This is a genomic window from Vibrio sp. 1-Bac 57, assembly GCF_037546855.1.
Lineage (GTDB): Bacteria > Pseudomonadota > Gammaproteobacteria > Enterobacterales > Psychromonadaceae > Psychromonas.
The window spans coordinates 14,772-39,421 of the sequence record NZ_JALAAC010000005.1; the positions used below are offsets into that span (position 1 = coordinate 14,772).

19 protein-coding genes are annotated in these 24,650 nt (G+C 35.7%); 6 read left to right on the top strand and 13 right to left on the bottom strand.

What is annotated here, in order from left to right:
* Positions 1-46 precede the first annotated feature (46 nt).
* The 5 genes from MT391_RS04545 to MT391_RS04565 all read right to left on the bottom strand — a co-directional run bounded on the left by MT391_RS04545 (position 47) and on the right by MT391_RS04565 (position 7,534).
* A complete protein-coding gene (locus tag MT391_RS04545) occupies positions 47-1,291 on the bottom strand; it encodes a hypothetical protein (RefSeq protein WP_166369300.1) in 1,245 nt (414 codons plus the stop codon).
* Positions 1,291-1,914, bottom strand: a complete 624-nt coding sequence (locus MT391_RS04550) for a hypothetical protein (protein ID WP_166369298.1) — start codon at positions 1,912-1,914, stop codon at positions 1,291-1,293. The genes MT391_RS04545 and MT391_RS04550 overlap by 1 nt, the downstream gene beginning before the upstream one ends.
* Positions 1,907-5,746: an ATP-binding protein gene (locus MT391_RS04555; RefSeq protein ID WP_499497054.1), complete on the bottom strand. Its 3,840-nt coding sequence runs from the start codon at positions 5,744-5,746 to the stop codon at positions 1,907-1,909. The genes MT391_RS04550 and MT391_RS04555 overlap by 8 nt, the downstream gene beginning before the upstream one ends.
* A gap of 269 nt (positions 5,747-6,015) precedes the next feature.
* The gene (locus tag MT391_RS04560; protein ID WP_166369294.1) at positions 6,016-6,558 is read right to left on the bottom strand and encodes a DUF1415 family protein; all 543 of its coding nucleotides are present in this window, start codon (positions 6,556-6,558) and stop codon (positions 6,016-6,018) included.
* 46 nt (positions 6,559-6,604) lie between these two features.
* Positions 6,605-7,534, bottom strand: coding sequence for a patatin-like phospholipase family protein (locus tag MT391_RS04565; protein WP_166369292.1), 930 nt, complete (start codon positions 7,532-7,534; stop codon positions 6,605-6,607).
* A gap of 301 nt (positions 7,535-7,835) precedes the next feature.
* On the opposite strand from MT391_RS04565, the gene MT391_RS04570 reads away from it, so the two are divergent.
* Entirely contained in the window at positions 7,836-8,480 is a 645-nt protein-coding gene (locus MT391_RS04570) for a DUF2913 family protein (RefSeq protein WP_166369290.1), read from the top strand.
* A gap of 217 nt (positions 8,481-8,697) precedes the next feature.
* Complete coding sequence (locus MT391_RS04575) at positions 8,698-10,716, top strand: sensor domain-containing diguanylate cyclase (RefSeq protein WP_499497055.1); 2,019 nt, start codon at positions 8,698-8,700, stop codon at positions 10,714-10,716.
* A gap of 122 nt (positions 10,717-10,838) precedes the next feature.
* Here MT391_RS04575 and MT391_RS04580 read toward each other — a convergent pair whose 3' ends face one another.
* Positions 10,839-11,387 carry an NUDIX hydrolase gene (locus MT391_RS04580; RefSeq protein WP_166369286.1) on the bottom strand — a complete coding sequence of 183 codons (549 nt, stop codon included), beginning with the start codon at positions 11,385-11,387 and terminating at the stop codon, positions 10,839-10,841.
* 313 nt (positions 11,388-11,700) lie between these two features.
* On the opposite strand from MT391_RS04580, the gene MT391_RS04585 reads away from it, so the two are divergent.
* The 3 genes from MT391_RS04585 to MT391_RS04595 all read left to right on the top strand — a co-directional run bounded on the left by MT391_RS04585 (position 11,701) and on the right by MT391_RS04595 (position 14,581).
* Entirely contained in the window at positions 11,701-11,973 is a 273-nt protein-coding gene (locus MT391_RS04585; protein WP_499440236.1) for a hypothetical protein, read from the top strand.
* A 175-nt stretch (positions 11,974-12,148) separates the two neighbouring features.
* Positions 12,149-13,156, top strand: coding sequence for a putative metalloprotease CJM1_0395 family protein (locus MT391_RS04590; protein WP_499497056.1), 1,008 nt, complete (start codon positions 12,149-12,151; stop codon positions 13,154-13,156).
* A gap of 669 nt (positions 13,157-13,825) precedes the next feature.
* On the top strand, positions 13,826-14,581 hold the full coding sequence (locus MT391_RS04595) for an SDR family NAD(P)-dependent oxidoreductase (protein WP_499440232.1): 756 nt from the start codon (positions 13,826-13,828) through the stop codon (positions 14,579-14,581).
* 107 nt (positions 14,582-14,688) lie between these two features.
* Here the strand turns inward: MT391_RS04595 and MT391_RS04600 are convergent, their stop codons facing one another.
* The 7 genes from MT391_RS04600 to MT391_RS04630 form a co-directional block, all read right to left on the bottom strand.
* Positions 14,689-15,288 carry a DVUA0089 family protein gene (locus MT391_RS04600; RefSeq protein ID WP_166369278.1) on the bottom strand — a complete coding sequence of 200 codons (600 nt, stop codon included), beginning with the start codon at positions 15,286-15,288 and terminating at the stop codon, positions 14,689-14,691.
* 192 nt (positions 15,289-15,480) lie between these two features.
* Positions 15,481-16,662: a sensor domain-containing diguanylate cyclase gene (locus MT391_RS04605; RefSeq protein WP_499497057.1), complete on the bottom strand. Its 1,182-nt coding sequence runs from the start codon at positions 16,660-16,662 to the stop codon at positions 15,481-15,483.
* A 150-nt stretch (positions 16,663-16,812) separates the two neighbouring features.
* Positions 16,813-17,568, bottom strand: coding sequence for a tRNA (adenine(22)-N(1))-methyltransferase TrmK (locus MT391_RS04610; protein ID WP_499497058.1), 756 nt, complete (start codon positions 17,566-17,568; stop codon positions 16,813-16,815).
* Between the two features lie 93 nt (positions 17,569-17,661).
* A complete protein-coding gene (locus MT391_RS04615) occupies positions 17,662-19,869 on the bottom strand; it encodes a helix-hairpin-helix domain-containing protein (RefSeq protein ID WP_499497059.1) in 2,208 nt (735 codons plus the stop codon).
* Positions 19,870-20,355: 486 nt separating this feature from the next.
* Positions 20,356-21,516 carry a cyclic di-GMP phosphodiesterase gene (locus MT391_RS04620; RefSeq protein WP_499497060.1) on the bottom strand — a complete coding sequence of 387 codons (1,161 nt, stop codon included), beginning with the start codon at positions 21,514-21,516 and terminating at the stop codon, positions 20,356-20,358.
* Between the two features lie 8 nt (positions 21,517-21,524).
* Positions 21,525-21,863, bottom strand: a complete 339-nt coding sequence (locus MT391_RS04625) for a hypothetical protein (RefSeq protein WP_499497061.1) — start codon at positions 21,861-21,863, stop codon at positions 21,525-21,527.
* A gap of 387 nt (positions 21,864-22,250) precedes the next feature.
* The gene (locus MT391_RS04630; RefSeq protein ID WP_499497062.1) at positions 22,251-22,616 is read right to left on the bottom strand and encodes a thioredoxin domain-containing protein; all 366 of its coding nucleotides are present in this window, start codon (positions 22,614-22,616) and stop codon (positions 22,251-22,253) included.
* A gap of 421 nt (positions 22,617-23,037) precedes the next feature.
* Between MT391_RS04630 and MT391_RS04635 the strand changes: the two genes are divergently transcribed.
* Complete coding sequence (locus tag MT391_RS04635) at positions 23,038-24,330, top strand: DEAD/DEAH box helicase (protein ID WP_166369264.1); 1,293 nt, start codon at positions 23,038-23,040, stop codon at positions 24,328-24,330.
* The last annotated feature ends 320 nt before the right edge of the window (positions 24,331-24,650 follow it).

The following is a 24,650-nucleotide window of genomic DNA, read 5'->3' on the forward strand; positions in this document are numbered from 1 at the left end:
CTCTTTACCTTAACTATTTACTCTTGAATTCAAATAATAATTGACCTTAACTATTTACTTTAACGACAATATCACTGTACGACCAATTATGGGAAATACCCTTTAATTGTTGGCCTTTAGGGCGAATATCTATCAATGCTTGTTGTATATTGGTTAATTTACAATAACTACTAAACACTAACTCAACCCAAGGTGTCGGGTCGATATGCTGTTGTTCGCTATGCCATTCTGGTAACGCTTGTTGCCAATATTTAATAGCAGAAACGGGGTTTCCAGTGGTAATAGCTTGTTCAAATAAACGTTCTGTCTGCTCTTCGAAGTAATCGTAACTGAAACTCATAGCAACATTAGCAATCAATTCCACTTCCGATGTTTCACGCGCATTAGGTTTAACCACTGAACTCAATTTACGCAGTGATTGTACAATTTCAATTAATGCAATTTCATGCGCTGTTTCTTTAACATTGATATACGACTTAATCGGCATCGGCGCAGCAAAACGTAATGGTTTCGGTAAAGTTTTGTCTTCAAACACCTGTTCATTAATTTCAAATTCAGGGTGTTTGTGAAGATACCGCGCCATATTGCGTAATAGGCTTGCCTGTTTTTCATCGCGTCGTAATTTAAATAAACTTAGGCGCATACTGTCAATGATGTAACGTAACCTTGGTAGAGTCTGATTAAACCAATAGATGAAACCACTGATTTTACGCGCCAGTTCTACCGGGCAAGCCCAATTCATCCACTCATAACAAGTTTCAGGATCAATCTGTTGTAACTCAGTTAATAGCTTTTGTGCATAGGTTAAAGCACGTTCATTTTCACGAACCTTGGCACTAATAGTAGATACAAAACCAAACTGACTGGAAATGGCATAATGCATATTATCTAAGCTAACATTTAAGTTATCTTTTGCTTCATAAAGCAGATCATCAAGTTGATCTAAATAGTATTCTGCATCGTCCTGCTGGTCGCCAATCACAGATAAACGGTAGTCGTTGACAGTATCTTCCAATACATCAATTACTTTACCCATATCAGTAAGTTGACGGTAACTACTTTGTTTACGCATTAACCGGTTTAGCATGCGTTTTAATTCAGCACTTACACGATAATCACCCGGTTCATCGTCGGGCCTTAATAACGCTTTTTTATGCAAAGCAGCAATTTTACGTGCATCACCACCGTCGCCCTGTATCGAACCAAATACATAGGCTTCAGCAAGCAATTGGTCATTTGAGCCAAGTTGACGCAATAACTCCGCAACATCTTTGGTATCGTAGCCGGCCATTAAAACAATAACTCTTCTTGTTGTTGCTGTTCCGTTTCAGGTAACTCAATGCGTTCTGAGTCATTCAGAAACTCAATCAATAAATAGATTAAATCGAAACGCGCCGTCGCAAAATAGCGACTACTTCCAGCATTCTTACGCACAAAGTATCCTAACTCTTCAAGTTTATGAAACACAAATACCAGCTGTTCACGGCTTTCTAATTTATTCGTTTTAAAAGGACGTATCGCGGTTAAATGGCGCAGTTGTTCACGTAAAGTTTGATCATGTTCAAAGGGATCAAATAGCTCATTGATATTAATAATTGATTTAGCATGGATAGGTAAATCAGTTTGACTGGCAGTGAGGATCAACTCTAAGAACTCTACTAACGGACGAAACATCCCTCTAATATCGGTAAATAAAGTGGTCAGTTCAGCACTGTTATTAGCGTCTACTTCGTTAAAAGTACAATAATAGGCATCGGCACTGTCTAAGTACGTTAAATCACGGTCTAAATTAGATAAAAAATCCGAGACACGATCCTGATTAGATTGAGCCTGCAAATAGAGGAATTCATCGGCAAACCCTGTTTCACAAATTACCGCTCCTGTTAATAGTTGCTGAACAGTTTGCTTAAACATTTTGAGGCTCCTTTGAGATCATATCTATATCAGTACTTGATGACGCCTGCTCACTCTCTGTATTGCTTTGCTCAAGTTTTTCTTGTGAGTTCTCAATAGCGCATACGTCCGTACTTACATTAGTACTTGTATGGTCATTTAGTTGGTTCTTGAGCTGCTCGGCTACTTTTTTACGTTGTAGCAGCAATTCATCTAAGCGAGAAGTAGGAATATGCGCATGGAAAATCTTATTATCTTTAATCTTATAATGACGTTGATATAAAGATAAAATATGCCTATCCGTAGAAGGTGAAGCGGATAGCATAGTGATCGCATTATCGTTAAACATGGTCAATAACAGGTCGATATTTTCTGCTGCCAGTTCACCTAATTCATCTACTGGTAAGATGATTTGTGTTTTAGCATCGCTTTCACCTCGTAACATACCCAAAATACCCGCATATAAAGAAAGCATCGCTAAGTAGGATAAGCCCGTAGAACTGATTTTTTTTAATTGTCGCGCATTACGAGCGTGTTTTAACTGCCCCTTTTCTGAGATAGTAAACTCTATATCAAACAATTGATGATGCGCTAATGCAAAACCATCACTAGGTAGATAAGTCGATAATTTTTGCATCGCCACAATCAAGTCATCGGGAATATCACCCACTCCTTCACGTAAATCATCACGATATTTGTCAAACAATTTTGCAAATTGCTGTAATGGCCCCCAATAATCAAGCTCTTCTTGTTTCATCACAGTATTAACATTAATGTCCGCTAACGCTTCGAAATGAGCGAGCTTAGTGACGTTACTTGATAACTGTTTACCAATGCTTTTAATGCGACGCGCAAAATTTTCTATATGCTGATAAAACTCATTGATCATATTCGCATTGACAGTGACTAGTTGATAAGTATTTTTTTGCTTTTGAGCTGCACTACTTAATAAATCAGCGATCGGATGTTGATACTTAAACAGACTACGAGCGCCTTCATAAATATCATTATCAGACACTAATTTAACCCAGTTTTCATATAATTCACTGTTTGCATTATGCTTAGCAAAGGCGGTGTTAAACTGAGTGATTTGACTTTGTAATCGTTTATCAATAGTTCTGAATTGTTTTATCCAATCGCCACAGAATGTTACTGTTAAATCGGCACTGTTATGCGGTTCAGATTCACTTAAAGTTGCTTCAATACCGTATTGCTCGCACTCTCGTTGCGCTAACCCTAATTGTAATAACAGATCGGCATCGTCATTTAATTGTTGTGATACTTTCTTAAATTGTTTTTGTTTCTCACTGATTAAATTATTTTTTTCAATTTTCAAATCCGCTAAGCTATTTTCTAAGCCACGCTTTTGCACTTCTCGGTTTTGGTTTTTTTCAACTAATTGATCACGATGTACATAACGTTCATTCATAAATTGTTGGTACTCACGGGCTTTACGGGCCCATACAGCACATTGTTCTAGTTTTTCAGTTAACTCAACCCGTTGTTTAATGCGCTTATCAACTTCGCCATCGGGATCTAGCTCTTCTAATGCTCGGTCGCGTTGTTGCTTATAATCTTTTTGTCGTGTTTTAGCGCTGTCTTTAATAGATGTTAACTGCTCTGCTAATTGCTCTAATTGACTATCTCGATCAGATTCAATCACCATGCGTTGATCCAGCATTTGATTGCTCAACTCAAAGCGCTGCTCTTGCTGTAAAGCTTTAAATTCTTCAAGCTTAGTATGTTGATTTTTAATTTGTGTGGTGAGCTTTTTAATATTATCTTCAAACGCTAATGCCGCTTGTTTTAAATAATGTTGTTTTTTAAGCTCAAGATTTTCTTGTTGTGCTTTAAATTGTTGGCGTTTTAATTCTACTTTTTGTAAATTTTGTTTACGTTCGCTGATTAAAACCTGTTGATTTACAATCTGTTTAGTCAATTCATTAAGTTGAGATTCTAGATCTGTCACCTTTTTAATCAAGGCTGCAATTTTTTGCTCTACATCACTTAGTTTTTCTCTAAGTTCGTTTTCATTAAGTTGTAAATCATTATCTTGCAGCTGATCTAAATCTATTTTCAATCCAAATAAAGTTTCTGCTTTATCTCCCTGTGAAACCCATTGAGGATTAAGATCTTTACGTGCTAACTGTTGAGCTGATAACACTCGTCCAATATTGTTTTTCCAACCTAACGCATTTGGCTCATTGCTTAAAAAATGCTGCAGTGAGTTAACTTCAGGTAAGAGTTGTAACTGTAATTGCTGACGTGATTTTTTGACATCTTCAAGCTGGCGGTTGTGTTGTTTATGTTGCTCTAAGAGTTGAATACGTTGTTTTTCTAGCGTATTTAATTGGTCATTATCAGAGCTTAAGACCTGTAGGCAGTCACTTAGGTTATCTTTAACTTCTGACATACTGACTTGATTTGCTTCAATCTCAGCTCGCAAGCTTGCTTCAACAGTAATATTTTTCTGCGCTAATTCTTCCATTTTCAACTGGTTTTGTAGCGTTTGCAGGTCCATATTTATTTTTAAAAATGATTCGTTAAGTTGTTCGTTTAGTTTACTTAACTGACCTTGATAGTTTTCGGACACCACCGATAGCTGTAGATTAGATTGTTCTTTGATCTGCGAGACTTGCTCATTATTACGTGCTTCATCCTGTACCTTTTGCAAGGTTAACGATTGTAATAATGACTCAAATTTAGCTTGAACCTTATTTAAATTACCTTCGAACGCTTCAATAATTTCATTGACATCGTTTAAGGCTTGTTGATAACGAGGTGCATTATCGGCTTGTAATTGATAACTCGCCGCGTCATTTTCATCGAACTTTAATTTATCGTCATCTAACAAATCAATTCGGCTTTGATCCGCTTCTATCTTAGCCGCTATTTGGCTTATTTCAGTTTGAAGCAGAAGGCTTTGTTCTTTTAACTGTTTATCTAGAACCGTTATTTCATCTCTAAAGCTGGCTTTTTGATCACTACGTTGCTGTTGCAATTCAGTTATGTTTTGCTGGTGCGCTAACATTTCCGCATGCAAATGCTGCAGCTTAATCAATAAACTGTCTAACTGCGTAAAATCTGTTTGCCATAACGCAATTTTATCACTTACTTTTTGAATCGAGCGACTAGCTTGTATATCAGCTAACCATAAACTAATATCTTGTTTATTGAGGGTAATTTGTTCTTTTTCTTGTCCCACGCTGCGCGCAATGTGATCGCTAGCGATAGCCACCAGCATTTGTTTAACCGCATCGAAATCTAGATTTTTTTCAATCGTACCATTCACTACTTTATCCAGGTGAGGAGTAGCTAAATCGCTGAATGAGAAACGATTTTGTAATTGACGAACCTCTTTAACTTTACGACCACTGCGTAAGTTTTGAATCACTTGTCGGTATTTATCAACGCCTAAATAGTTAGAGCATTCCACACCTAAATTTCGATAAGCTCTTTCAACTTCTGAGACGGTTAACGGAAAATGATTTTCACCAATAAATAATCCACTTTCAAAACCACTATCAATAAATTTAAATTGCACTCCTCGCCCATCGGAGCTGGCAAGTGCCATACATGTTTGACCACTAGGTCGTTGGTATTCATAAACCAACATACTAGAGTCTCTTGGCAAATAATAATCCGCAAAGTTTTTAGCTTGATCCACTTTACTAACTATTTCACTGGGTCTCATACCATAAAAAAGTGGCAGTAAACGCATCAAAGATGTTTTACCAGCGCCGTTGGTACCTTCAAGTTGCGTATGACCAGATAAGTCTAATTCGTTAACCTGCCCTTTCCAAAAGCTATCGATAATAATAATGCGTAATAATTGATAGGCCTGTTCTGCCATGGAAAATCCTTGTTAACTTTGATTATAAAAACGTTTGTTTATGAAGCAGTCATATCTAAAGGAATAAATACAACCGAAAAACAGTGAAACTTATCTTGCTTAATAAGGTTTGTCGACCAGTTTCAAACAACACTTTGCATTAATCTCTGTAAATGCAGAATATGTAGCCAATACGATTGTTATTAGGTTAATAATCTCGCCTGTTAGCTAATTATAAAAAAGCACTTAAAAACATAAGTGTTCAAAAATATTCTTATTTGAAGTGCTAGTTACTTATTAACTAACAAACAACTCGCCAGAAGGTCAGCAAAAAAAGGACTACCTTTTTTATTTAAAAACGCAATATTCCTATCGGGGATCCCTTCCACATCAGGATGAGCCGCGATAGCTTTTTCCATACTGCTCTCTCGAATGAGATGTAATGTAGGATGTGGTGAACGGTTGCTATAATTAGAAGCTGCATTTTCATCATCGCCAGCAAAACAATAATCAGGGTGAAAATGAGCTAATTGATAAACCCCTTCATAATGACTCATTTGTAGAAGATGGTTGGATAGATATACCAAATCTAAAAAGTGCTCAAAATCACTACAGGCTTCACTCAAAATTAATAACGTAGTTTCAGTTTCTGGATGTGTATCTAAAAACTCGCATTCAACTGTTAGTCTATCTAATACACCTTCAATTTCAGTGTTAGCTTCTTCACAGTAACGAATACTGCCACGATCCACCTCTCTTTTAGCAAATGGACAAATATTATATTTAACAATGACGTTGTTAACCCAAGATTGCGTACTACTAATTACGTCCACGTGTTTCCCTTTTTACAATGTTGCACTTAACTTGAGTGCCTAATGCTTAAATAGTGTCTAAGTGTAACGCTTTCTGTGCGCTTTGATAACCTAAGGCGATCATCTCTTTTGCACGGTCAAACTCTAAAGTGCCACAGGCATTTCTGGGGATCACTATATTATAATCGGCAGGGTAAGCCGCCAATTTCAAGCGAGCAATGGTACTTTGCATAGCATCAAAGGCTTGGTCCGCAACATCATAAGCTTTCCATGTCGGCGGTTTGCTATTTGTTAATGCTAAGTTATCTCCAAACTGTTTGATGTAATGGCCAATTTTTTGCTGCAATGGTAAATCCTCAATACTATCTACCACATCCATTAACGTATCTGGTTCTACTCTATCCAGATCAATAACCCCACCCAGATTAACCGCAACAGTAAAATCAGTATTATCACTAAACGTTGGTGCTATCGGCACAGGGTTTAACACACCGCCATCAATCAGCTGCACACCTTTTCGTTCAACCGGTGTAAAAAATAAAGGTAATGAAATAGATGCACGAATCGCATCGAATAAACAGCCTGAATTAATCCACACTTCTTTCTCATTTTTTATATCTGCCGCAACGGCTGTAAATTGCAGCGGTAAGGCTTCGATGGTTTGATCACCTAATAGCTTGAATAGCGTATCAATTATTTTATCGCCACGTAATAACCCACTCGTACTCCAGGAAATATCTAATAGGGAAATAATATCTAATTTACTTAACCCACAAACCCATTGTTCAAATTCATCTAATTTTCCCGCAGCATATACACCGCCAATCAAGGCTCCAATTGAGCAACCTGATATAGATTTTATTTGATAGTTATTTTCTACTAACCACTTAATAATGCCAATATGGGCCAAGCCCCTTGCACCGCCACTACCTAGCACCAGTGATATGCACTTTTTTTGTTTGGGGCTGATTTCAAGTACATGATTTTCAGTTACCATATTAAAATTCCTGTCGATGTAAGCTTTGCCATTTTAACCACCTTTTAATGTTTAATTAACCATTTACATTGTTGTTTTTTATTTATTTAGCATTCTACTTTTATTAACGTTAGCTATTAACATCGCATTATTTGAATCTCAGACACTTAATATCCCTCATAGCAATAAGTTTTAGTCCGCAAATAAAGTGTTCAGTGCCTTATTTGACAACAACAAACAACAATTACCTATCTTTGCTTGTCCCTGGGTACTTAGCCTGTCATACTTTTAGCTTACTATTTTTTTAATCATCAGGATAATCATGACTAGTTTCTCAACATCAATTCATCAAGTGGTCACGACTGCTTTAGCGGATTTACATGAAGCACAACTGAAAGGTAAAATTCCTAAAAACCCACTCAGTGAAACGCATTTTCTAGCGGCATGGACAACCAATGCGATGAAGAAAAAACGTTTTGAAAGTGATGTATTGCCGACGTTAAAAATTTGGCAACGTAAAGCCCGTAGTTTAGGGAAAAATGCGGCTTTAGTTGAAACCTTTCAGGCAATTAAGGCGCACTATGAGCACGTTTTTGACCAAGACTTAAAAGCAAAACCTGTTAATAAACAACAAATAATTAATTTGTGTGATAAATTAACTGAACTACAATGGATGGTTAACACTGACCTTGAAGTAGGTGAAAAGTTAAATCGCCATAGTGCAGGTCAAGCATCTATGATTATTTGTAGTCAACAATTTGAACAAAATTTTGAAGATGGTTTATTAGTTAAACCTATTAGCTTATATATCCGTGGTGATTTACCAGAAGCATTACAAGCAGCCTTTGATCAATCATTATTACTTTACAAAGTAACTGATTATAAATCTAAAGTTAAATATCATGGTGAATATATTATTTACAACAATAACGAAGGTGAATTTTTACCTGAATTATTGATGGCTTAGTCCTTTTAAAGTGTTTGCTTGGTACCACTGTGCGAACACTTTATAAGCTTTTGTTTAACTGCTGAATAAAAATGCATTTTTATGCATAAATAATAACCCTATAAATTCATCAATATGATTAATTTAGCGTCTGAATATCCGTTATTTATCTGCTTATAAAATATCACCAACATAAACACTATTTTATCCTTAACCAACAAAAATAAGATCAATAATAATGACAAAAAATACTGCCAACGATACTGATATCGAATCTCACTCTTTTACAGCATCGGTATTGCGTCGTTTTATCTGGATCTATTTATTAATAGCAACAGCTTTAGCACTAACTTTGGTATACGTTCAATTCCAATATACTCAAAACTTAGAAAAAACAATGCTTGCGCAAGAAGAAGCATTTGTAACCTCTACTACTCAAGCACTACAAAAAGAGATGCAAATACAATTAATGGTATTGCAAATGGTCACTCGCTCCAAAGCATTAGTTGATTTCCTTGAAAATGGCACACTTTCAAGCAAAAAAGGATTAGAGTCGCTATTTTCTAATTTAGCATCCACATTTTTCCGCTACGACCAAGTAAGGCTACTGGATATTGAAGGTAAAGAGCGTATTCGAATAAATTATATCAACCCTTCTGTAGAAATCGTCAAACCTAATAACTTACAAAGTAAAAAACATACTCATTATTTTCAAGAAGGTATTAAACAACCACAAGGTAAAGTTTATGTCTCTGCTATGGAACTTAATGTAGAGCGTGGTGAAATTGAATTTCCCTATAAACCTGTTATCCGCTTTGCAACACCGGTTATCAATAGCGAGGGTAAAACGGTTGGTTTAATGGTAATGAATTACCTCGCCACTGAATTATTACAAAACTTTAGAGACCAAATGGGGCTACGTATCAACGGTCAAGGTATGTTGATAGACCCAGAAGGTTACTGGATAAGTAATCATGATAGAAGCAATGAGTGGGGAGGAAGCCTTGATACAGTCTCTCAGAAATTTCAAGATAAATATCCTCAAGCGTGGCCTACAATTCAGAAAAATGACAGTGGTATCTATCAATCAGATCACGGAATATTTCGCTACGTATCGATCAATCCCTTTAGTTTAGATAGCATCGGTAAATATCAAGCAGAACGAGCCATTAACCTTTCTGTTAGTGAGCAATCTAGGCAACAGAATAATTGGAAATTAATTATTTTCTTACCCTATGATGTAATGAATGAAAGTTCGTTTTTTTATAAACCAGTGGGCCGTGTGATCATCGCTTCATTATTCATCGGGTCTGCTGCTATTTTGTTACTGCTTTTAATTATGTCAGAACAAAAACGTAGGCGACTGCGTTACGACTTATTCATTAAAAATGAATTAATCGATTTATATGAGAATGCTCCATGCGGTTACCACAGTTTAGATAAAAATGGCTATGTCATAAAAATGAACCAGACTGAGTTAAGTTGGTTAGGTTACACACGCGAAGAAGTTGTTGGATCGTCTTTTACTGATTTTTTAACCAAAGGCAGTATCCCTGTATTTGAGCAGTTTTTGAAAAATCTACACTTGGATGAAACCATAGAAGGTGTTGTATTAGAAGTACAATGCAAAGACGGACATACTTTTTTTGTTTCTACATCGGCCACTTCAATTCTAGAAAAAGGTTATTTTGCTATCGCCCGCACCTCAGCATTTGATATTACAGAACGTATTGAACTGGAAAAGCGTCTTGACCATATTGCTAATACCGATGTACTCACGGAAATCAGTAATCGCAGGCACTTTTTCAAGCAAGCGAGTCAAATGTTAGAATCCAATGACCATGTTTCTTTATTAATGATAGATGCCGATCATTTTAAAAGTATTAATGACAACTTCGGACATGATGTCGGTGATTTAGTCTTAAAATTCATTGCTGATTCACTACAAAAAGCATTACCTGAGGAAGCTATTTTGGCTCGTATAGGCGGTGAAGAGTTTGCCATACTGACGTCAAGAATAAATAAAAAAGACACACTCGAACTAGCAAACAACATTTGTGAGCGATTAGCGAATAACAAGATAAAAATAGATGATCAACTCACGGTTGAAATAACATTATCAATCGGAACTACTCAACGTATTAATGCCAACGAAGACTTAAATGATCTACTTAAACGCGCTGACGTTGCACTGTATTTCGCAAAAACAACGGGACGTAATAAAGCAGTCCAATCAACAGATGAAATCGAAGCCTAATACTTAGAGCTAAAAAATCCTATATAACTGAAGTTATTAAACTAATTTCAGTTATATAGCTTCCGAAAGCTACTTTCATAAACCTATCTTCAATCAATAACCTAGATTCGCATAAGAAGTCGTCAATCTAAGCTAAATTGTACTTTTATTTGTTGCATTAAATAGGTTTCTCTTTGAATCGATAACCCCTGCTTTTTGTCATTTTGCATGGTGTTAATATTATGTTGAATAGCATCGTCAATGTGAACCCAGCACACTTGCATACCATTATTAACTTCATAATCTTCCAGTTTATTCGCACCAAGGTGCTCTCCTATTTCGCAGCTATAGCAATACGAGAGCATATGCATGATAGAACATTCAGGGTTATGTTTATCACTCTTATGTGGCCGGTACTCTTCATATAATCCAAAAGCTTGCACACGCTTTATTCCAACAGCTCCGGTTTCTTCTGCAAGCTCTCTTTTGAAGCCCGTTAATAAATCCTCGCCCTCATCGACACCTCCACCTGGTAAGGAATAGTCGTTATAGCGATTAGTGAACATTAATAAAATTTTTTTATCTCTGATCACTATCGCTCTTGTTGCGATGCGAGTAAAACTTTGATGATGACAGGGGGACAAGTTTTCAATTTGAATCGAAGGATGGACCACTCGTTGCAGTAAACGCATTACACTCTCTAAATATATTAAATTCAATGACGCCTATTTTAATGAGTAATGTTTAATTAACCAAAAAAATGAACAACCTAAAACAATATAATGATTAATTATTTATATCATTCGTTTAAAAATATTTAGATTCGTATAATAAACGCACGAATAACTTTATAACATGCTAAATAGAGTGTCATCGCGGCTTAATAAATTGAGGCTAAAATAGATAATGATGCATTTATTCAAACGAATAATTCGTATTTAACATTCATTTGTACCATAATCACAGAATCATTTTATATTTAATTTTAGGTATTGGAGCGGGTATATGGACATTAACGGCAGTATTAACCTACATAGCCAGCCAGTTACCGCCCTAAGAAATGCGCCTGAAACCTCTGACCTTAAATACCTAGCGATCGAGACTCAAAAACAGACACAAAGTGTTGACCAAGTAACAACACAACAACCAATATTACAGGCTCAAGCACCGAGTGAAGATGTGATCAGTTCAAGAGTTTCCGAGTACCAATCGCTTACAACAAATAATCAACATCAAGATGATAAACCGGTAGGCAGTTTATTCGACATAAAAGTTTAAATGCATGTTTATGATGGCGAAGTTTATTATGGTGAAGTTTATTATGGTGAAGTTTGTAATGATGAAGTTTGTAATGATAAGGTTTTGGCAGCGATAGAGTTTAGTAATAAATCGACATAGGAATTAAAAATAGAACTGAAACTGAAATCGGTACTGGAATAGGAATAGAAATTTTATGAGCATATCAGCAGCTACCCCACTTCCTATCAGCATGACAACAAGCTCAAAAATGGCAAGTAATGTCGTTTCCTCTGCCAATATCTCGTCTGAAACTCAGAGCGCTAAATCAGCACCGATGCGGCCAAACATAGAAGGGTTCTCCCCTTCAGTATCAACAACTCAAGCATCAACTTATCAAAGGCCAACTATCGATGGCAGTATTAAAAGTGCTCACCAAATCGTTATACCTCAACAGAATAAAGAATCATCACACTCTGATCCAGAAGTAGTTGCAAAGGCAGAGGGAGTTGAAAATAGCAAACAAGTAGCAAATACAGAAGCCTCCAATAAAGAGTCAAATGACGACTCAAATGGCAACTCAGATAAGGGCAAAAATCAAACGTATAGCGAAGATGAGTTAGCCGTCATAAACTCTTTAAAGACACGTCATAATGAAGTAAATATCTATGAACAATCTCATGCTGCTGTAGGTGGGCAATATGCAGGTTCACCAAGTTATAGCTATCAAACGGGGCCTGATGGCGTAAAGTATGCGATGTCGGGCGAAGTCGCTATCGATACATCTGCTATTGAAGGTGATCCTGAAGCAACATTAAAAAAAGCACAACAGGTCAAAGCGGCAGCACTTGCGCCTGCACAACCTTCAGCTCAAGATATAAAAGTTGCGGCTGAAGCAGATCAAATGGCGACACAAGCACGCAGTGAGATCTCAGTAGCAAACCGTCCTGATTCCTCTAGTGACGCCAGTAGCGAGCATTCGTCAGCGGGTTCTTCAAGAGGCTCTTCAGCTGATAGCGTCGACACACAACAAAATTTTACCGATTCACAGAATATTGAACCGTCAGTTTCCAATAATCAAACAATAAATAATGATAAACGTGAAGATAAAAGCCCTCAGATAATAAGGGATAAGATGATTGCACGGAGTTTACATATTAATAATGTATATCAAAGTAGCAGCATTAGTTCTACGCCCTATTCTAGCTTCAATGTACAAGTATAAACACGTAATACATTAAAATGCCCATATCCAATTCCCTGTCTACATTTAGAAAATACTTATTCACAATACTTATAGAAAACTCTTAGAGAAAACAGCTTATAAAATCATTCATACAAAAACAATCATCGAAACACACTTATTTTGTATGATAAATGATAGTTAATTTTGCGTGTGCTCTCACAAATATAAAACTAATAAATTAGCATTTATTTTAAGCCTTTGAACATTTGGTGAATAAAAGGCTAACGTATTAATTTTTCAACCTCACTCTATGCTTAATTAACAAACAACCCAACATAAATAAAAATAACCCATATATACAGTTAGATAGTATTTTATTTCTTATGTTTAATTACTTCTAGATTCGCATAATAATTGCATTAATATTAATAAAACTCCTATTAAATATTTGATTATGATTTTTATGAGCAATATAAAAGTATGCTTTATTTCAATAATAGGTATTTAAATATAGAGATAAGGATTGATAGTTACTATTTACAAAATATTTACTTGTATTACAATAAAACCATTGTTAAATAGGTTTTTAAGTATAAATGGGTACTTTGAGTATAAATTAACTATCAATCAACTTTAAATTACATTTTATCAATTAATAATGCTTCATATTTATTGCAGCATGAACTTAACGAATAGTGAGAAAATAATATGTCTAAAAAAATTGCTTTAATCACTGGTGCAACTGGTGGTATTGGTTTCCAAGTAGCTAAACGCCTTGGTCAAGATGGTTATACTGTCGTATTAAATGGTATTGAAGATGAAGTTGGTGCAGCACGTGTAGCAGAACTTAAAGCTGAAGGAATCGAAGCGGAATACTACGGTTTTGATGTCACTAATGATGTAGCTGTTACAGAAAATGTTAATGCTATTGGAAACAAATACGGTCAAATTGATGTTGTAGTCAATAATGCAGGTGGCCTCGGCGGACGAAGCTCTATCGAAGAAATGACCACTGAATTCTTTCGTTTTGTAATGGCATTAAACCTTGATAGTGCTTTCTTTGTATCTCGTGCTGCCATTCCGTTTCTGAAAAAAACCGAAGGTGGTTCAATTATTAACTACACTTCAAATGCAGCATGGAATGCAGGTGGACCTGGTGCTGGTATTTACGGTACATCAAAAGCTGCGGTTCACACCTTAACTCGAGCACTTGCTAAGGAATTAGCACCAGCAGGCATTCGTGTGAATGCAGTTTCTCCTGGAACTATTGATACACCGTTTCATCAACAAATTAAAGATACAAAACCCGAAGTATTTGCATCATGGAAAGATAACATTATGTTAGGTCGTCTAGGACAACCTGAAGATGTATCTGGAGTGATCTCTTTCTTAGTCAGTAAAGACGCAGCGTTTATCACCGCAGAAACAATCCAAATAGGCGGCGGTCAAGCTTTAGGTATTTAGTCTTAGCTTATTAACATTATTTAAAGCATTAAAAACCTCAAATACCTTTAAAAGGGCTCAAAGGTTTTTAATGCTAATGTTCATACAGATACTGAAACTGGGCTCACTTATTTAGACAAACAAACTAAATTAGATACTGCAGGTAGTGTTAGAGGAGATCTTCTTTGGCGAGAATAAGCAATGCCAAATAAACCAATTGCTAATAAAATAATAGATACCGGTTCCGCTACATTTATAGGTGCAATAGTCCCATCCGTACTAACATAATTTCCACTAATATTTAACGTATAACCCGTTTCATTATTGGAACTATACCAATTTTTGTAATATCCATACTTATTATCATAAGAAGACGTAATAGCAACGGAGTAATCACCAGCAGTAAGGTTAACAGTCATAAAACTCTCAAGACCATATCCACTATTATCATCGTATTTAATAAGGTCGTCCCAACTTAAATACCCATCGTCTTTAAACAAATATAAAGAGCTATCGAATTGGTTATATTTGTTGTATTTGCTATTCCACCAATGATTATTTTTATTAGTTTCTACTGCAGATAAAGATACCTTTCCTGTCTCGAAGGTAGAAAAATCATACCAATCTACTTCACCATATTTCACAGTACCAGTCTCGGTTATCAGCCCTGCATATGCAATATTAGGCAGTATTAAATAAAATAGACTACCTATTATTAATTTTTTCATTGCATTTTCCTTCATTAAAATTAACTGTTATATCTAATATACAAATTTAATTTTGATATCATAAAGCAAATACCTAATAATGGCTATTCACTCCAAGATAAAAGAAAAATATTATTTTATGACAAGAAATAAACATAAAAAAACAGTAGGTTAACTATTTTAGCGATTAAATCATAAATTATGTTTTTAATATCATAATTGATTAGTTGTGCAGTTGCTTGTGCTGATAGGATCAGCATTTATTTTTTCGCATTGCACACTATTACGGCCATTATTTTTAACGCGATAAAGTGCTTGATCCGCACGATGAAACAAGTCTTCAACCGTGTCTGTATTATGATATTCGCTAACACCAAAGCTACAGGTTATATAGACGCCCTTTGATAATTCTGTCTGGCTAATTAATTGACGAAGTCTTTCGCTGAAATTTAATGCTGCTTCAATGGTTATACAAGGTAATATTAAAACAAACTCCTCACCGCCCCATCGTGCAAAAACATCTATATCTCTAATATTATTTACCACTACTGAAGCCATATTTTGTAACACCTGATCTCCAATTTTGTGGCCAAATGAATCATTAATGAGTTTAAAATGGTCAATATCAAAAATGACAAAGCTTAGTGCGTGTTCATATCTGTTCGCGCGAGAGATTTCGCTGTTTAATGCTTCCTCGAATTTTTTACGGTTTGCAATGTTAGTTAAAGAATCGGTATTAGCTAAGCGCTCTATTTCAAGGATTTTTTCTTCAAGCTGTTTGTTTTTTGCTTCTAATTGCTCTGTTTTGATAGATATTAATTTCTCGAGTGTAGTGTTGCCTAACTCTAACTGTTGATTTTGTTTAAATAGTGAAAGTTGTGCTTTTTTTTGTTGATGAATATCTTGATGCGCCCCGATAATTCTAGCAACGGATCCATCTGGGTTGTATTCAACCGCTTTAGATCTATCTGTGATCCAAAGGTAACTACCATCGGATTTTCGGCAGCGATAATCGATACAATATGAATCAGTTTGATGTGTAATTATTTTTTCAAAGCTCTGCATCACTTTATCGTAATCCTCTTTGTGGATTACATTTTCCCAAGTATAGACATTTTGTTGAAATGTCCCCACTTCATAACCTAGCATCTCAAACCAGGCGGTACTTCTTAGTACACTTCCCGTTTTACCATCCCAATCCCAAGTGCCTTCTGCAATAACATCTAAAATACAATTCAAAGTTTTATCTGCATCTGCAATTGTTTTATGCTGATAGGTTTGGTGTTGATAAGTTATTTGAGACGCGCCAGGTTCAATTGACTTTAAGTCTAAAGGATCAGGGAGCGATGAATGAGAACGTTCATTATGTTCAAGACTTGGATTGCTTTTATTCATAGGGAATTCTTTTTCATTAAAAAATTATTTATCAGTTTTAATCTATCAACATAAAATGCTAATTAGCTTAACCAATGAAAGCCTAGCATCAGTAAATTAAGTCAACACAGACTTCTAATACACAAAAGTGAAATACGAGCTTAAGCTCTATTATTTCTTCTTATATAAGCGATTTTGTAAGCTTAAATAATCTTTTAAGGCCAATCTTTCCATTTTTAGTTCATCCCTATTACTCTTATTAATTTTTTGATAATGATGAATCAATTTACTTAAATAAGCTTCATGGTCAACCTCAGGTAGCCAAAGCTTATTACCTGTTACTGATAGCGGCTCACCATGCATCTGATTTATAAGCATAAGTTCGTAGCCACGATTATTTTCAATAACCAATTGTTCTTGTTTTAACTTAAAGCCTAAATCTATTAGCGTGAGTCGCAGCTTATAGGTATGTTGAACAGGGCATAATAAAAAATCGATATTGTGGCCAGAATAACGCTGCATCATTCCAGTCAATATATCTATCATCAAATCCCCTCCCACCCCACTAATGATAATTAGATGAGCAGGCCAATCTCTATCATGTACAACATGCTCTGAAATAGAAAAATTTGAACTCACACAATGCGTTCCCAATTCGACGTTGGACTCTAGTGATATTTTAGCTACATCCATGCACCATGTTTGCCAACGACTATCAGCAGGTAACTGATCAGCATACTTGATTAACTTTTGTGATAATTGATCAATTAACTCAGGCACAACATCTACAAAATTAACTTGCTTTATTAACCCATTAGCTAAAATTTTAAAACCTAATAGACCATGGTCACAGCAACAATCCCAAACCACGTTATAAGGTTGATTGACCATTTCAGAGAGAGCTAATAAACGTTTATTTAATTTCATTATTATTTTGCTTTATTTTACAATATTTAAAGGATTGAGTTGATAATTTAATTGATTTAAGTGGCTTTCCTTTCCTGTTTTATAATTTACCCACTAAGGTTGTTTAATGTTTTTCATGGTTAATGCGATTCGCTTACGTTGTTGGTCAATACTTGTTACTTTAACATTTACAACTTGCCCCACTTTCACGATTTTATGAGGGTCATTTACAAAACTATCGCTCAACATTGATATATGAACCAACCCATCTTGATGCACTCCTAAATCAACAAAAGCGCCAAAATTTGCAACATTGGTAACAACCCCCTGCAATAACATGTTTACCTCCAAATCACTGACTTTATGAATACTCTGGTCAAATTCAGCCACTTTAAATTGTTCTCTTGGGTCGCGCCTCGTCATGCTCAATATCGTTAAAATTTCTTGATAAGCCTGTAAGATTGATTCTTGCTCACTGTCTTTAACTTGCTTGATAGGAGGTAATATTAATGCTGATGCATCTTTATTTATAAGCACGTCTTGAGTTGATTTATTATTAAACGCAATTAATTGTTTTGCTAATGGGTATTGCTCAGGATGAAGTATGGTTTCATCTAAGCATTCATCGCCTCCATTGACAGTCAAAAAGCCTGCTGCTTGCTGAAATGCTTTAGTCCCTAAACGCGGCACTTTAGTTAATGCTTGGCGAGATTTAAAACGGCCATGCTGCTGTCTATAAGTAATAATATTTTGAGCAAGTGTCGCATTTAATCCTGCAACATGCATTAATACATTGGGTGAAGCAGTATTAAGATCCACGCCGACTTTATTCACACAATCTTCAACCACAGCTTGTAATCGTTTCGTTAATAACGTTTGTTGAACATCATGTTGATAAAGTCCAACACCAATAGCTTTTGCTTCAATTTTAACGAGTTCTGATAACGGGTCTTGTAAACGTCGCGCTATAGATACTGCACCACGTAAAGTAACGTCAAGTTGCGGAAATTCCTGTGCTGCTAACGCTGATGCAGAATAGACTGAAGCCCCGGCTTCGCTGACTGAAACAGATTGAAGGTTTGCATCGATTGACGCTAATATCTGCGAAATAAATTGTTCACTTTCACGCGATGCGGTGCCGTTCCCAATGGCAATTAATTCAACATTGTATTGTTCAATCATTTTTTTAATTGTTTGTTGGGCTTGTGTTGTTTGCAACTGTGGTTGATGAGGATAAATGGTAGCAGTTTCTATTAATTCACCTGTTTTATCAACAACAGCTATTTTACAACCACTTCTAAAGCCTGGATCTAAACCTAGCGTCACTTTTTCACCAGCTGGTGAAGCCATTAACAATGCACTTAAATTGCTAGCGAATTGTTCAATCGCCTCATGATCCGCTTGTTCTTTTAATTGAACAAAAATTTGCTTCTCTAAACTCACTAACAATTTTGTTCGCCATGCGTGGTCAATGACTTGTCGAACCCATGAGTCATGGTCATCTTTAGCAAGGTAAACATTAAGATGCTTGGCTATTAAGGTTTGGCAATAACTATAAGCTTTTTTATCTTTTTGAAATGGATCTGGATTAATTTTAAGACGAAGATAACCTTCAGCTTTACCGCGTAACATAGCGAGTACACGATGCGCCGGTAACCTGTTTAAACGAGAATTAAAGTCAAAATAGTCTTTAAACTTAATCGCGTCATCTAGTTTAGATTTTACCACCGCTGAAGACACTTCGCCTTGGTCAAATAAATGGTGTTTTAATAAGTTTGTTAATGCAATATCTTGAGCTAGTTTATCAACCGCAATCGCTAGTGCACCTTCTAATACTTGTGTGCTATTGGTAAAGCCTTTTGAATTGTTAATATAACGTTGTGCAATTTTATTTAAAGGTTGTTTAGGTGAAGCCCAAAGTAGCTCTGCTAACCCATTTAAACCTGCTTCTTCGGCTAATTTTGCTTTGGTGATACGGGTAGTTTTAAAGGGAGCATAACAATGCTCAAGACTGACTTTATCTTGTATTGCTTGAATTTCATTTTTTAGTTTATTGGTTAATTTACCGGCTTTATCAATTGCTTTTAAAATGCTTTGTTTACGCGTGGCGAGTTCTCTAAAATAAATTAGCTTGGTCTCTAATAAGCGCAGTTGATTATCGTCTAAGGATTGCGTTAAGTGTTTTCGATAACGGGCAATAAATGGGACTGTATTTCCATCATCTAATAAATGGATGGCAGCTTCTACTTGAGACGCTGAAATTTGACACTCTTTTGCTAATTGATCTTTGAGTTCAGAGAGTTGAGTAACAGAATTAGGCATATTAGCGGATCTTATAATCAAATAAATAGCGGCTATTTTTAGCATACTTACACGATTTTTTCGACTTACTTTTATTTTACTTTCTATTAAAAAGTGTTTTCTCTTACACGGTTAGCAAATCTATACCCGTTACTAATCGAGATGCTTTATTCAGTCGTTAGTTCGGACAGCAAGGCAAGACGCAACATGATGACAATGGCTAGTCCTTATCGAATGTTGCAACGCTGAATTGCTTTTCGAACTAACGACCCGTAGGGCAAGTTGTGAGGCAAGTATCTTCGTTGTTAGAAAGTATTGATTGAACTAGTTAGATCTTCAACTTTCTGCCTAGAAGCTACTCACCTCACAACCTGCTGAACTTTGCATCTTGATTGGTAACGGGTATATATGTGATATCTAAATTTAAAAGGAATAAAAGCCAGAAAATAAAATTATTTTAGGCTTTTATAAGACGCTAATGTAAGTATAAGAGGCTAATGTAAGGAGCTAAGCAATTAAAGGTTTAATGTTCCAGTTTTCATAACTATCCACATTTTTTACTTTAAGGTCAGTTGAGGTACTCAAGTCGATCAATTCTGTTTGCACGTTTTGTTTTGTCTTAGTATTAAAGAAAATCTCTACAATTGGTTTTAACATATTATCTTTTATTTCAATGACGGTTGCTAAATAACCATTGTTTAATAACACAACCGATCCCGCGGGATAGATACCAACCGACTGTATAAATTGTTGTACTAGTTGCGGATTAAAATGGCTGCCAGATCCTTTTAATAAAAATTGAAGCGCTTCAGATGGTTTTTTACCTTTATGATAACAACGGTCTGCTGTTAGTGCATCGTAAACATCAACAATGGCCGACATTTGACCTGCTAAACTTATTTGGTCTTTATTTAAACCCAGTGGGTAACCGTTACCATCGTATTTTTCATGGTGCATTGCCGCAACATCCATTGATATTTGCGATAAACCTTCGGTCTTTTCAAGAATAATACGACTATGCACTACGTGTTCTTTCATGATCACGAATTCTTCAGGCGTTAATTTCCCTGGTTTATTTAGAATATGATCTGGTGTGATCGTTTTACCGATATCATGTAATAACCCACCTATTCCCACTGCACAAATAAACTCATCAGATTTGCCCATACCTTTTGCAAAAGACATCATAAGTACAGAAAAACTAACCGAATGTTCAAAAGTATAATAATCCATATTACGAATATGAGTGAGGCCGAGTAATGCATTTTCGTTGCGTAAAATCGAGTCGCTTAGGTCTTTAATGACGGGCTCAACTTGTTCTAATTCAACGCATTGCCCCATTTTTGCACTATTCATTACACCACTAATAAACTGCCTTGCATCTTCAAAGGCAGCTTTAGCTGCTTCCATTTCTTCTTTGGCACTTTTGGTTTGTTGCTTTACCGAGGCTTCGACTTTTGGTCGAGTACTTTTAACAAGTAAAGTGTCTATCCCTTTACTGGTATCAATCTCGACCCATTTTATGCCAGCATCACGTATTTTTAGAATATCACTTTTAGATTTAAGTAAGAACTTACTCGAAGTAAAAGGATTGTTTAACCAACCGACTACAAGATGATGAATGTACATACCAACTTGAAGTTGGTCTGCTGTTATTTTTTTAATCATTGTAATCCTTAACGACCAAAATATTGGTTAATGATAGCTTCAAGGTTATCCTCAAGCTGCTCTTCGAAATGTAAATAACTTTCACCAAATAGGGATAAATATTTTGTTGCCTGCTCTTGGGTCATTGTTTTATTGCCGAGTTGAAACTTCATTTCACTTAATGTTTTGTCAAATCTAGGCACAATAAACCAATTCAAATAATGCGATGCACTAGCTTGCAATTGGGTTTGGGCAAATTCACAGAATTCATTCACATATTCTTTTCCATCAGGCCCTAGTGATCCAGGTTCCATTCTAAAAATGACCGTCATTTTTTTTTCTGGAGCAAGATTATTAAGCAATGGCATTATCGACCTTTAATAAGTAGTGTTACAAAATCAATCATATAAAAACAATAACGATTTAAGAATATAAAATTAGCATAACTTTGAGTTTTTTGTGGCCGTTTGTAAATTAATTTTTGTTTAAGATCAATTATTGAGTAATTGATGGTTTTTACAGTTAATGATTAACTCATTACAACGCAACATTGAATAAGTTAAATGCGCAAGCATAACTACTAAGCAAAAAACTTAGGATAATAACTAATGGGCACAACTCTTGTACACATTAGTAATTAGAATAGTGGGGAACAAGTAGACTATTGTAGACCTTTAATTCTTTATTTCTTGAATTAAAGTACTAATTACGCATCGTTTTATTGATGTGCAGATTAGATACGAATCGTTAAGTAACTATATATGTTGTTTAAATTTCTTTGCTAGTTGTAATAATGCTTGTTTACTGATTATTTCAACATTGTCTGCACTGATTATATTACCCTTGCTAATAAGTACAGTACGAGGAAAACCATGCCCTCCGAATTGCTCAATCACCCCTGCTATTTCAGGACTGATATATTCTCCTTTAGTTTCCTGAGCAGTCAATTCAAATACCGACAAATCATATTCTGCGACAGAGGCAACAAATGACTCAAGATTAAGACGTTGGTCTGTGCAATCAGAGCACCAAGTGGCAACGACATTTAAGATAAAAGATTCTTTATTTGATATTTTTTGTTCAAATTGACTAACGGTTATGGATACTAATTGTAGAGACATCTTGTATTTCCTATTTTGTTGATTTTTGTCGTTTTTTGTTCGGTTTGAAGTCTCGAATAGAAGTGATAATTACTTATGAGTGTGAATTCATTAATAAACACAGCTCAATGCCAGGACAGTTCTTAGGTCTGTAAATTAACAGCTCACACGGCGTAAATAAGCATCACAGCGAGACACTCAATAGTAAAAATATCATCCTGAAATAAGCAAATGAATAACAGGCAAATACTATTCACCAATTCTACAATAACGAAATAGTATTTACTTAAATAAAAGACCTTAAAGCAATATTTGATAGCACATCAAAAACTCTACAACGTAATCAATAAAAAACGTTTATTAGCGCCTATGTTTTTCATACATTATAAATTGATTTTGTTATACTGCGCGTTGATTTTAAGCGTATAAATTAGGTAACAATATGAGTGTTGATGCAGCAGGTCTATCTGCGAATCTTTTAAAGGCAGTGAAAGCCTGTGGTTATTCAAAGCTAACCCCAATCCAACAACAAGCAATTCCGATCATCAAAGCAGGCCATGATGTATTGGCAAGTGCACAAACAGGTACCGGCAAAACAGCTGCATTCACCCTTCCTTTATTGGATATTTTAGCTAAAAACCAACCTAATAATATTGGCACTTCACGTACTATCAAAGTACTTATTTTAACTCCAACACGTGAATTAGCATTACAAGTAGCAGAGAATGTTAAGCAATACAGTCAATTTCTACCTCTTACATCAGGCGTGGTTACTGGAGGTGCTAATGTATCACCTCAAAAGCAAATGCTTAAACAAGGTGTAGACGTGTTAATCGCGACACCAGGACGTTTGATAGAACACGTTAACGCACGCCAAGTAGATTTAGCACATATTAAACATCTAGTTTTAGATGAAGCAGATCGAATGTTGGATATGGGGTTCCTAACTGATATTCAACAAATTACTGATATTATTAAACAAAAACATCAAACTCTGATGTTTTCAGCGACTTTTTCTAATAAAGTAAAAACTCTAGCGAATAAAATTTTACATACCCCTAAAAATATTGAAACAGCTAAGCAAAACTCAACATCAGGTAAGGTTAAACAACAAGTTTACTGGGTAAGTGAATCGCGTAAACGTGAGTTATTATCTGAGTTGATCGGCGTTAAGAATTGGAAACAAGTGTTGGTTTTCGCTGGTACCAAAGAAAGTGCCAATATACTCGCACAGGAATTAAAGTTGGATGGCATCAAAGCCGCATTATGTCATGGGGACAAAACACAAGGTGCGCGTAATAAAGCGATTCAACAATTTGTAGAAGGCAGTGTTCGTGTTTTAGTCGCTACCGATGTCGCAGCACGCGGTTTAGATATTCCAGATTTACCACACGTAGTTAACTTTCATCTACCATTCTTATCTGAAGACTATGTGCACCGTATTGGTCGAACGGGGCGGGCGGGTAAAAGCGGTCATGCCATTTCACTAGTAAGTCCTAAAGATGAACAATTTTTAGATAGTATAGAAACACTTATTGGTCGAAAATTTGAACGAATTGTATACCCAGGTTACGAATTTAACAGTACAACGGAAGTTCAGCAAGATGGTAAATCGTTCAAGAAAAGTCGTTATAAAGCGACTCAAGAACGTAATCAGCTGGTAGAAAAACGTAAAGCAGAAAATAAACCATCTGCCGTACGCCGTGCAAAAAACAAAGCCAGAAAAGCACGTTAATACGCACTATTGGTGACACAGTGCTACCTTATTCAACAATAAGGTAGCAACTCACTAATTTCATTGTCACCCATCCCTCTCGTAACCCCTCCCATAAAAATTATCAGTTATTATTCTTTATTAATGATAAGTAAACAGACTAAATTAAAAATTTTGTACAGGACAACTTCGTGTTTAATGATATTAAATCATATGAATTCAAATCAACTAATTTATAAAATTATAAAAATAACGACAACAAGCTTCGAGCCCCCTCTCTAGCAGCTTTAATGAAATTTTGTAAGTGTTAATTAAACCTATAACGCTAAGTCATTCCTTCT

Bases quoted from the DNA above. Each gene is read 5' to 3' on its own strand.
- MT391_RS04575 (WP_499497055.1), top strand. From the start codon at position 8,698: ATGACAAAAAATACTGCCAACGATACTGATATCGAATCTCACTCTTTT.
- MT391_RS04595 (WP_499440232.1), top strand. From the start codon at position 13,826: ATGTCTAAAAAAATTGCTTTAATCACTGGTGCAACTGGTGGTATTGGT.
- MT391_RS04590 (WP_499497056.1), top strand. From the start codon at position 12,149: ATGAGCATATCAGCAGCTACCCCACTTCCTATCAGCATGACAACAAGC.
- MT391_RS04635 (WP_166369264.1), top strand. From the start codon at position 23,038: ATGAGTGTTGATGCAGCAGGTCTATCTGCGAATCTTTTAAAGGCAGTG.
- MT391_RS04570 (WP_166369290.1), top strand. From the start codon at position 7,836: ATGACTAGTTTCTCAACATCAATTCATCAAGTGGTCACGACTGCTTTA.
- MT391_RS04565 (WP_166369292.1), bottom strand. From the start codon at position 7,534: ATGGTAACTGAAAATCATGTACTTGAAATCAGCCCCAAACAAAAAAAG.
- MT391_RS04550 (WP_166369298.1), bottom strand. From the start codon at position 1,914: ATGTTTAAGCAAACTGTTCAGCAACTATTAACAGGAGCGGTAATTTGT.
- MT391_RS04580 (WP_166369286.1), bottom strand. From the start codon at position 11,387: ATGCGTTTACTGCAACGAGTGGTCCATCCTTCGATTCAAATTGAAAAC.
- MT391_RS04585 (WP_499440236.1), top strand. From the start codon at position 11,701: ATGGACATTAACGGCAGTATTAACCTACATAGCCAGCCAGTTACCGCC.
- MT391_RS04630 (WP_499497062.1), bottom strand. From the start codon at position 22,616: ATGTCTCTACAATTAGTATCCATAACCGTTAGTCAATTTGAACAAAAA.
- MT391_RS04600 (WP_166369278.1), bottom strand. From the start codon at position 15,288: ATGAAAAAATTAATAATAGGTAGTCTATTTTATTTAATACTGCCTAAT.
- MT391_RS04605 (WP_499497057.1), bottom strand. From the start codon at position 16,662: ATGAATAAAAGCAATCCAAGTCTTGAACATAATGAACGTTCTCATTCA.
- MT391_RS04615 (WP_499497059.1), bottom strand. From the start codon at position 19,869: ATGCCTAATTCTGTTACTCAACTCTCTGAACTCAAAGATCAATTAGCA.
- MT391_RS04625 (WP_499497061.1), bottom strand. From the start codon at position 21,863: ATGCCATTGCTTAATAATCTTGCTCCAGAAAAAAAAATGACGGTCATT.
- MT391_RS04620 (WP_499497060.1), bottom strand. From the start codon at position 21,516: ATGATTAAAAAAATAACAGCAGACCAACTTCAAGTTGGTATGTACATT.
- MT391_RS04555 (WP_499497054.1), bottom strand. From the start codon at position 5,746: ATGGCAGAACAGGCCTATCAATTATTACGCATTATTATTATCGATAGC.
- MT391_RS04610 (WP_499497058.1), bottom strand. From the start codon at position 17,568: ATGAAATTAAATAAACGTTTATTAGCTCTCTCTGAAATGGTCAATCAA.
- MT391_RS04545 (WP_166369300.1), bottom strand. From the start codon at position 1,291: ATGGCCGGCTACGATACCAAAGATGTTGCGGAGTTATTGCGTCAACTT.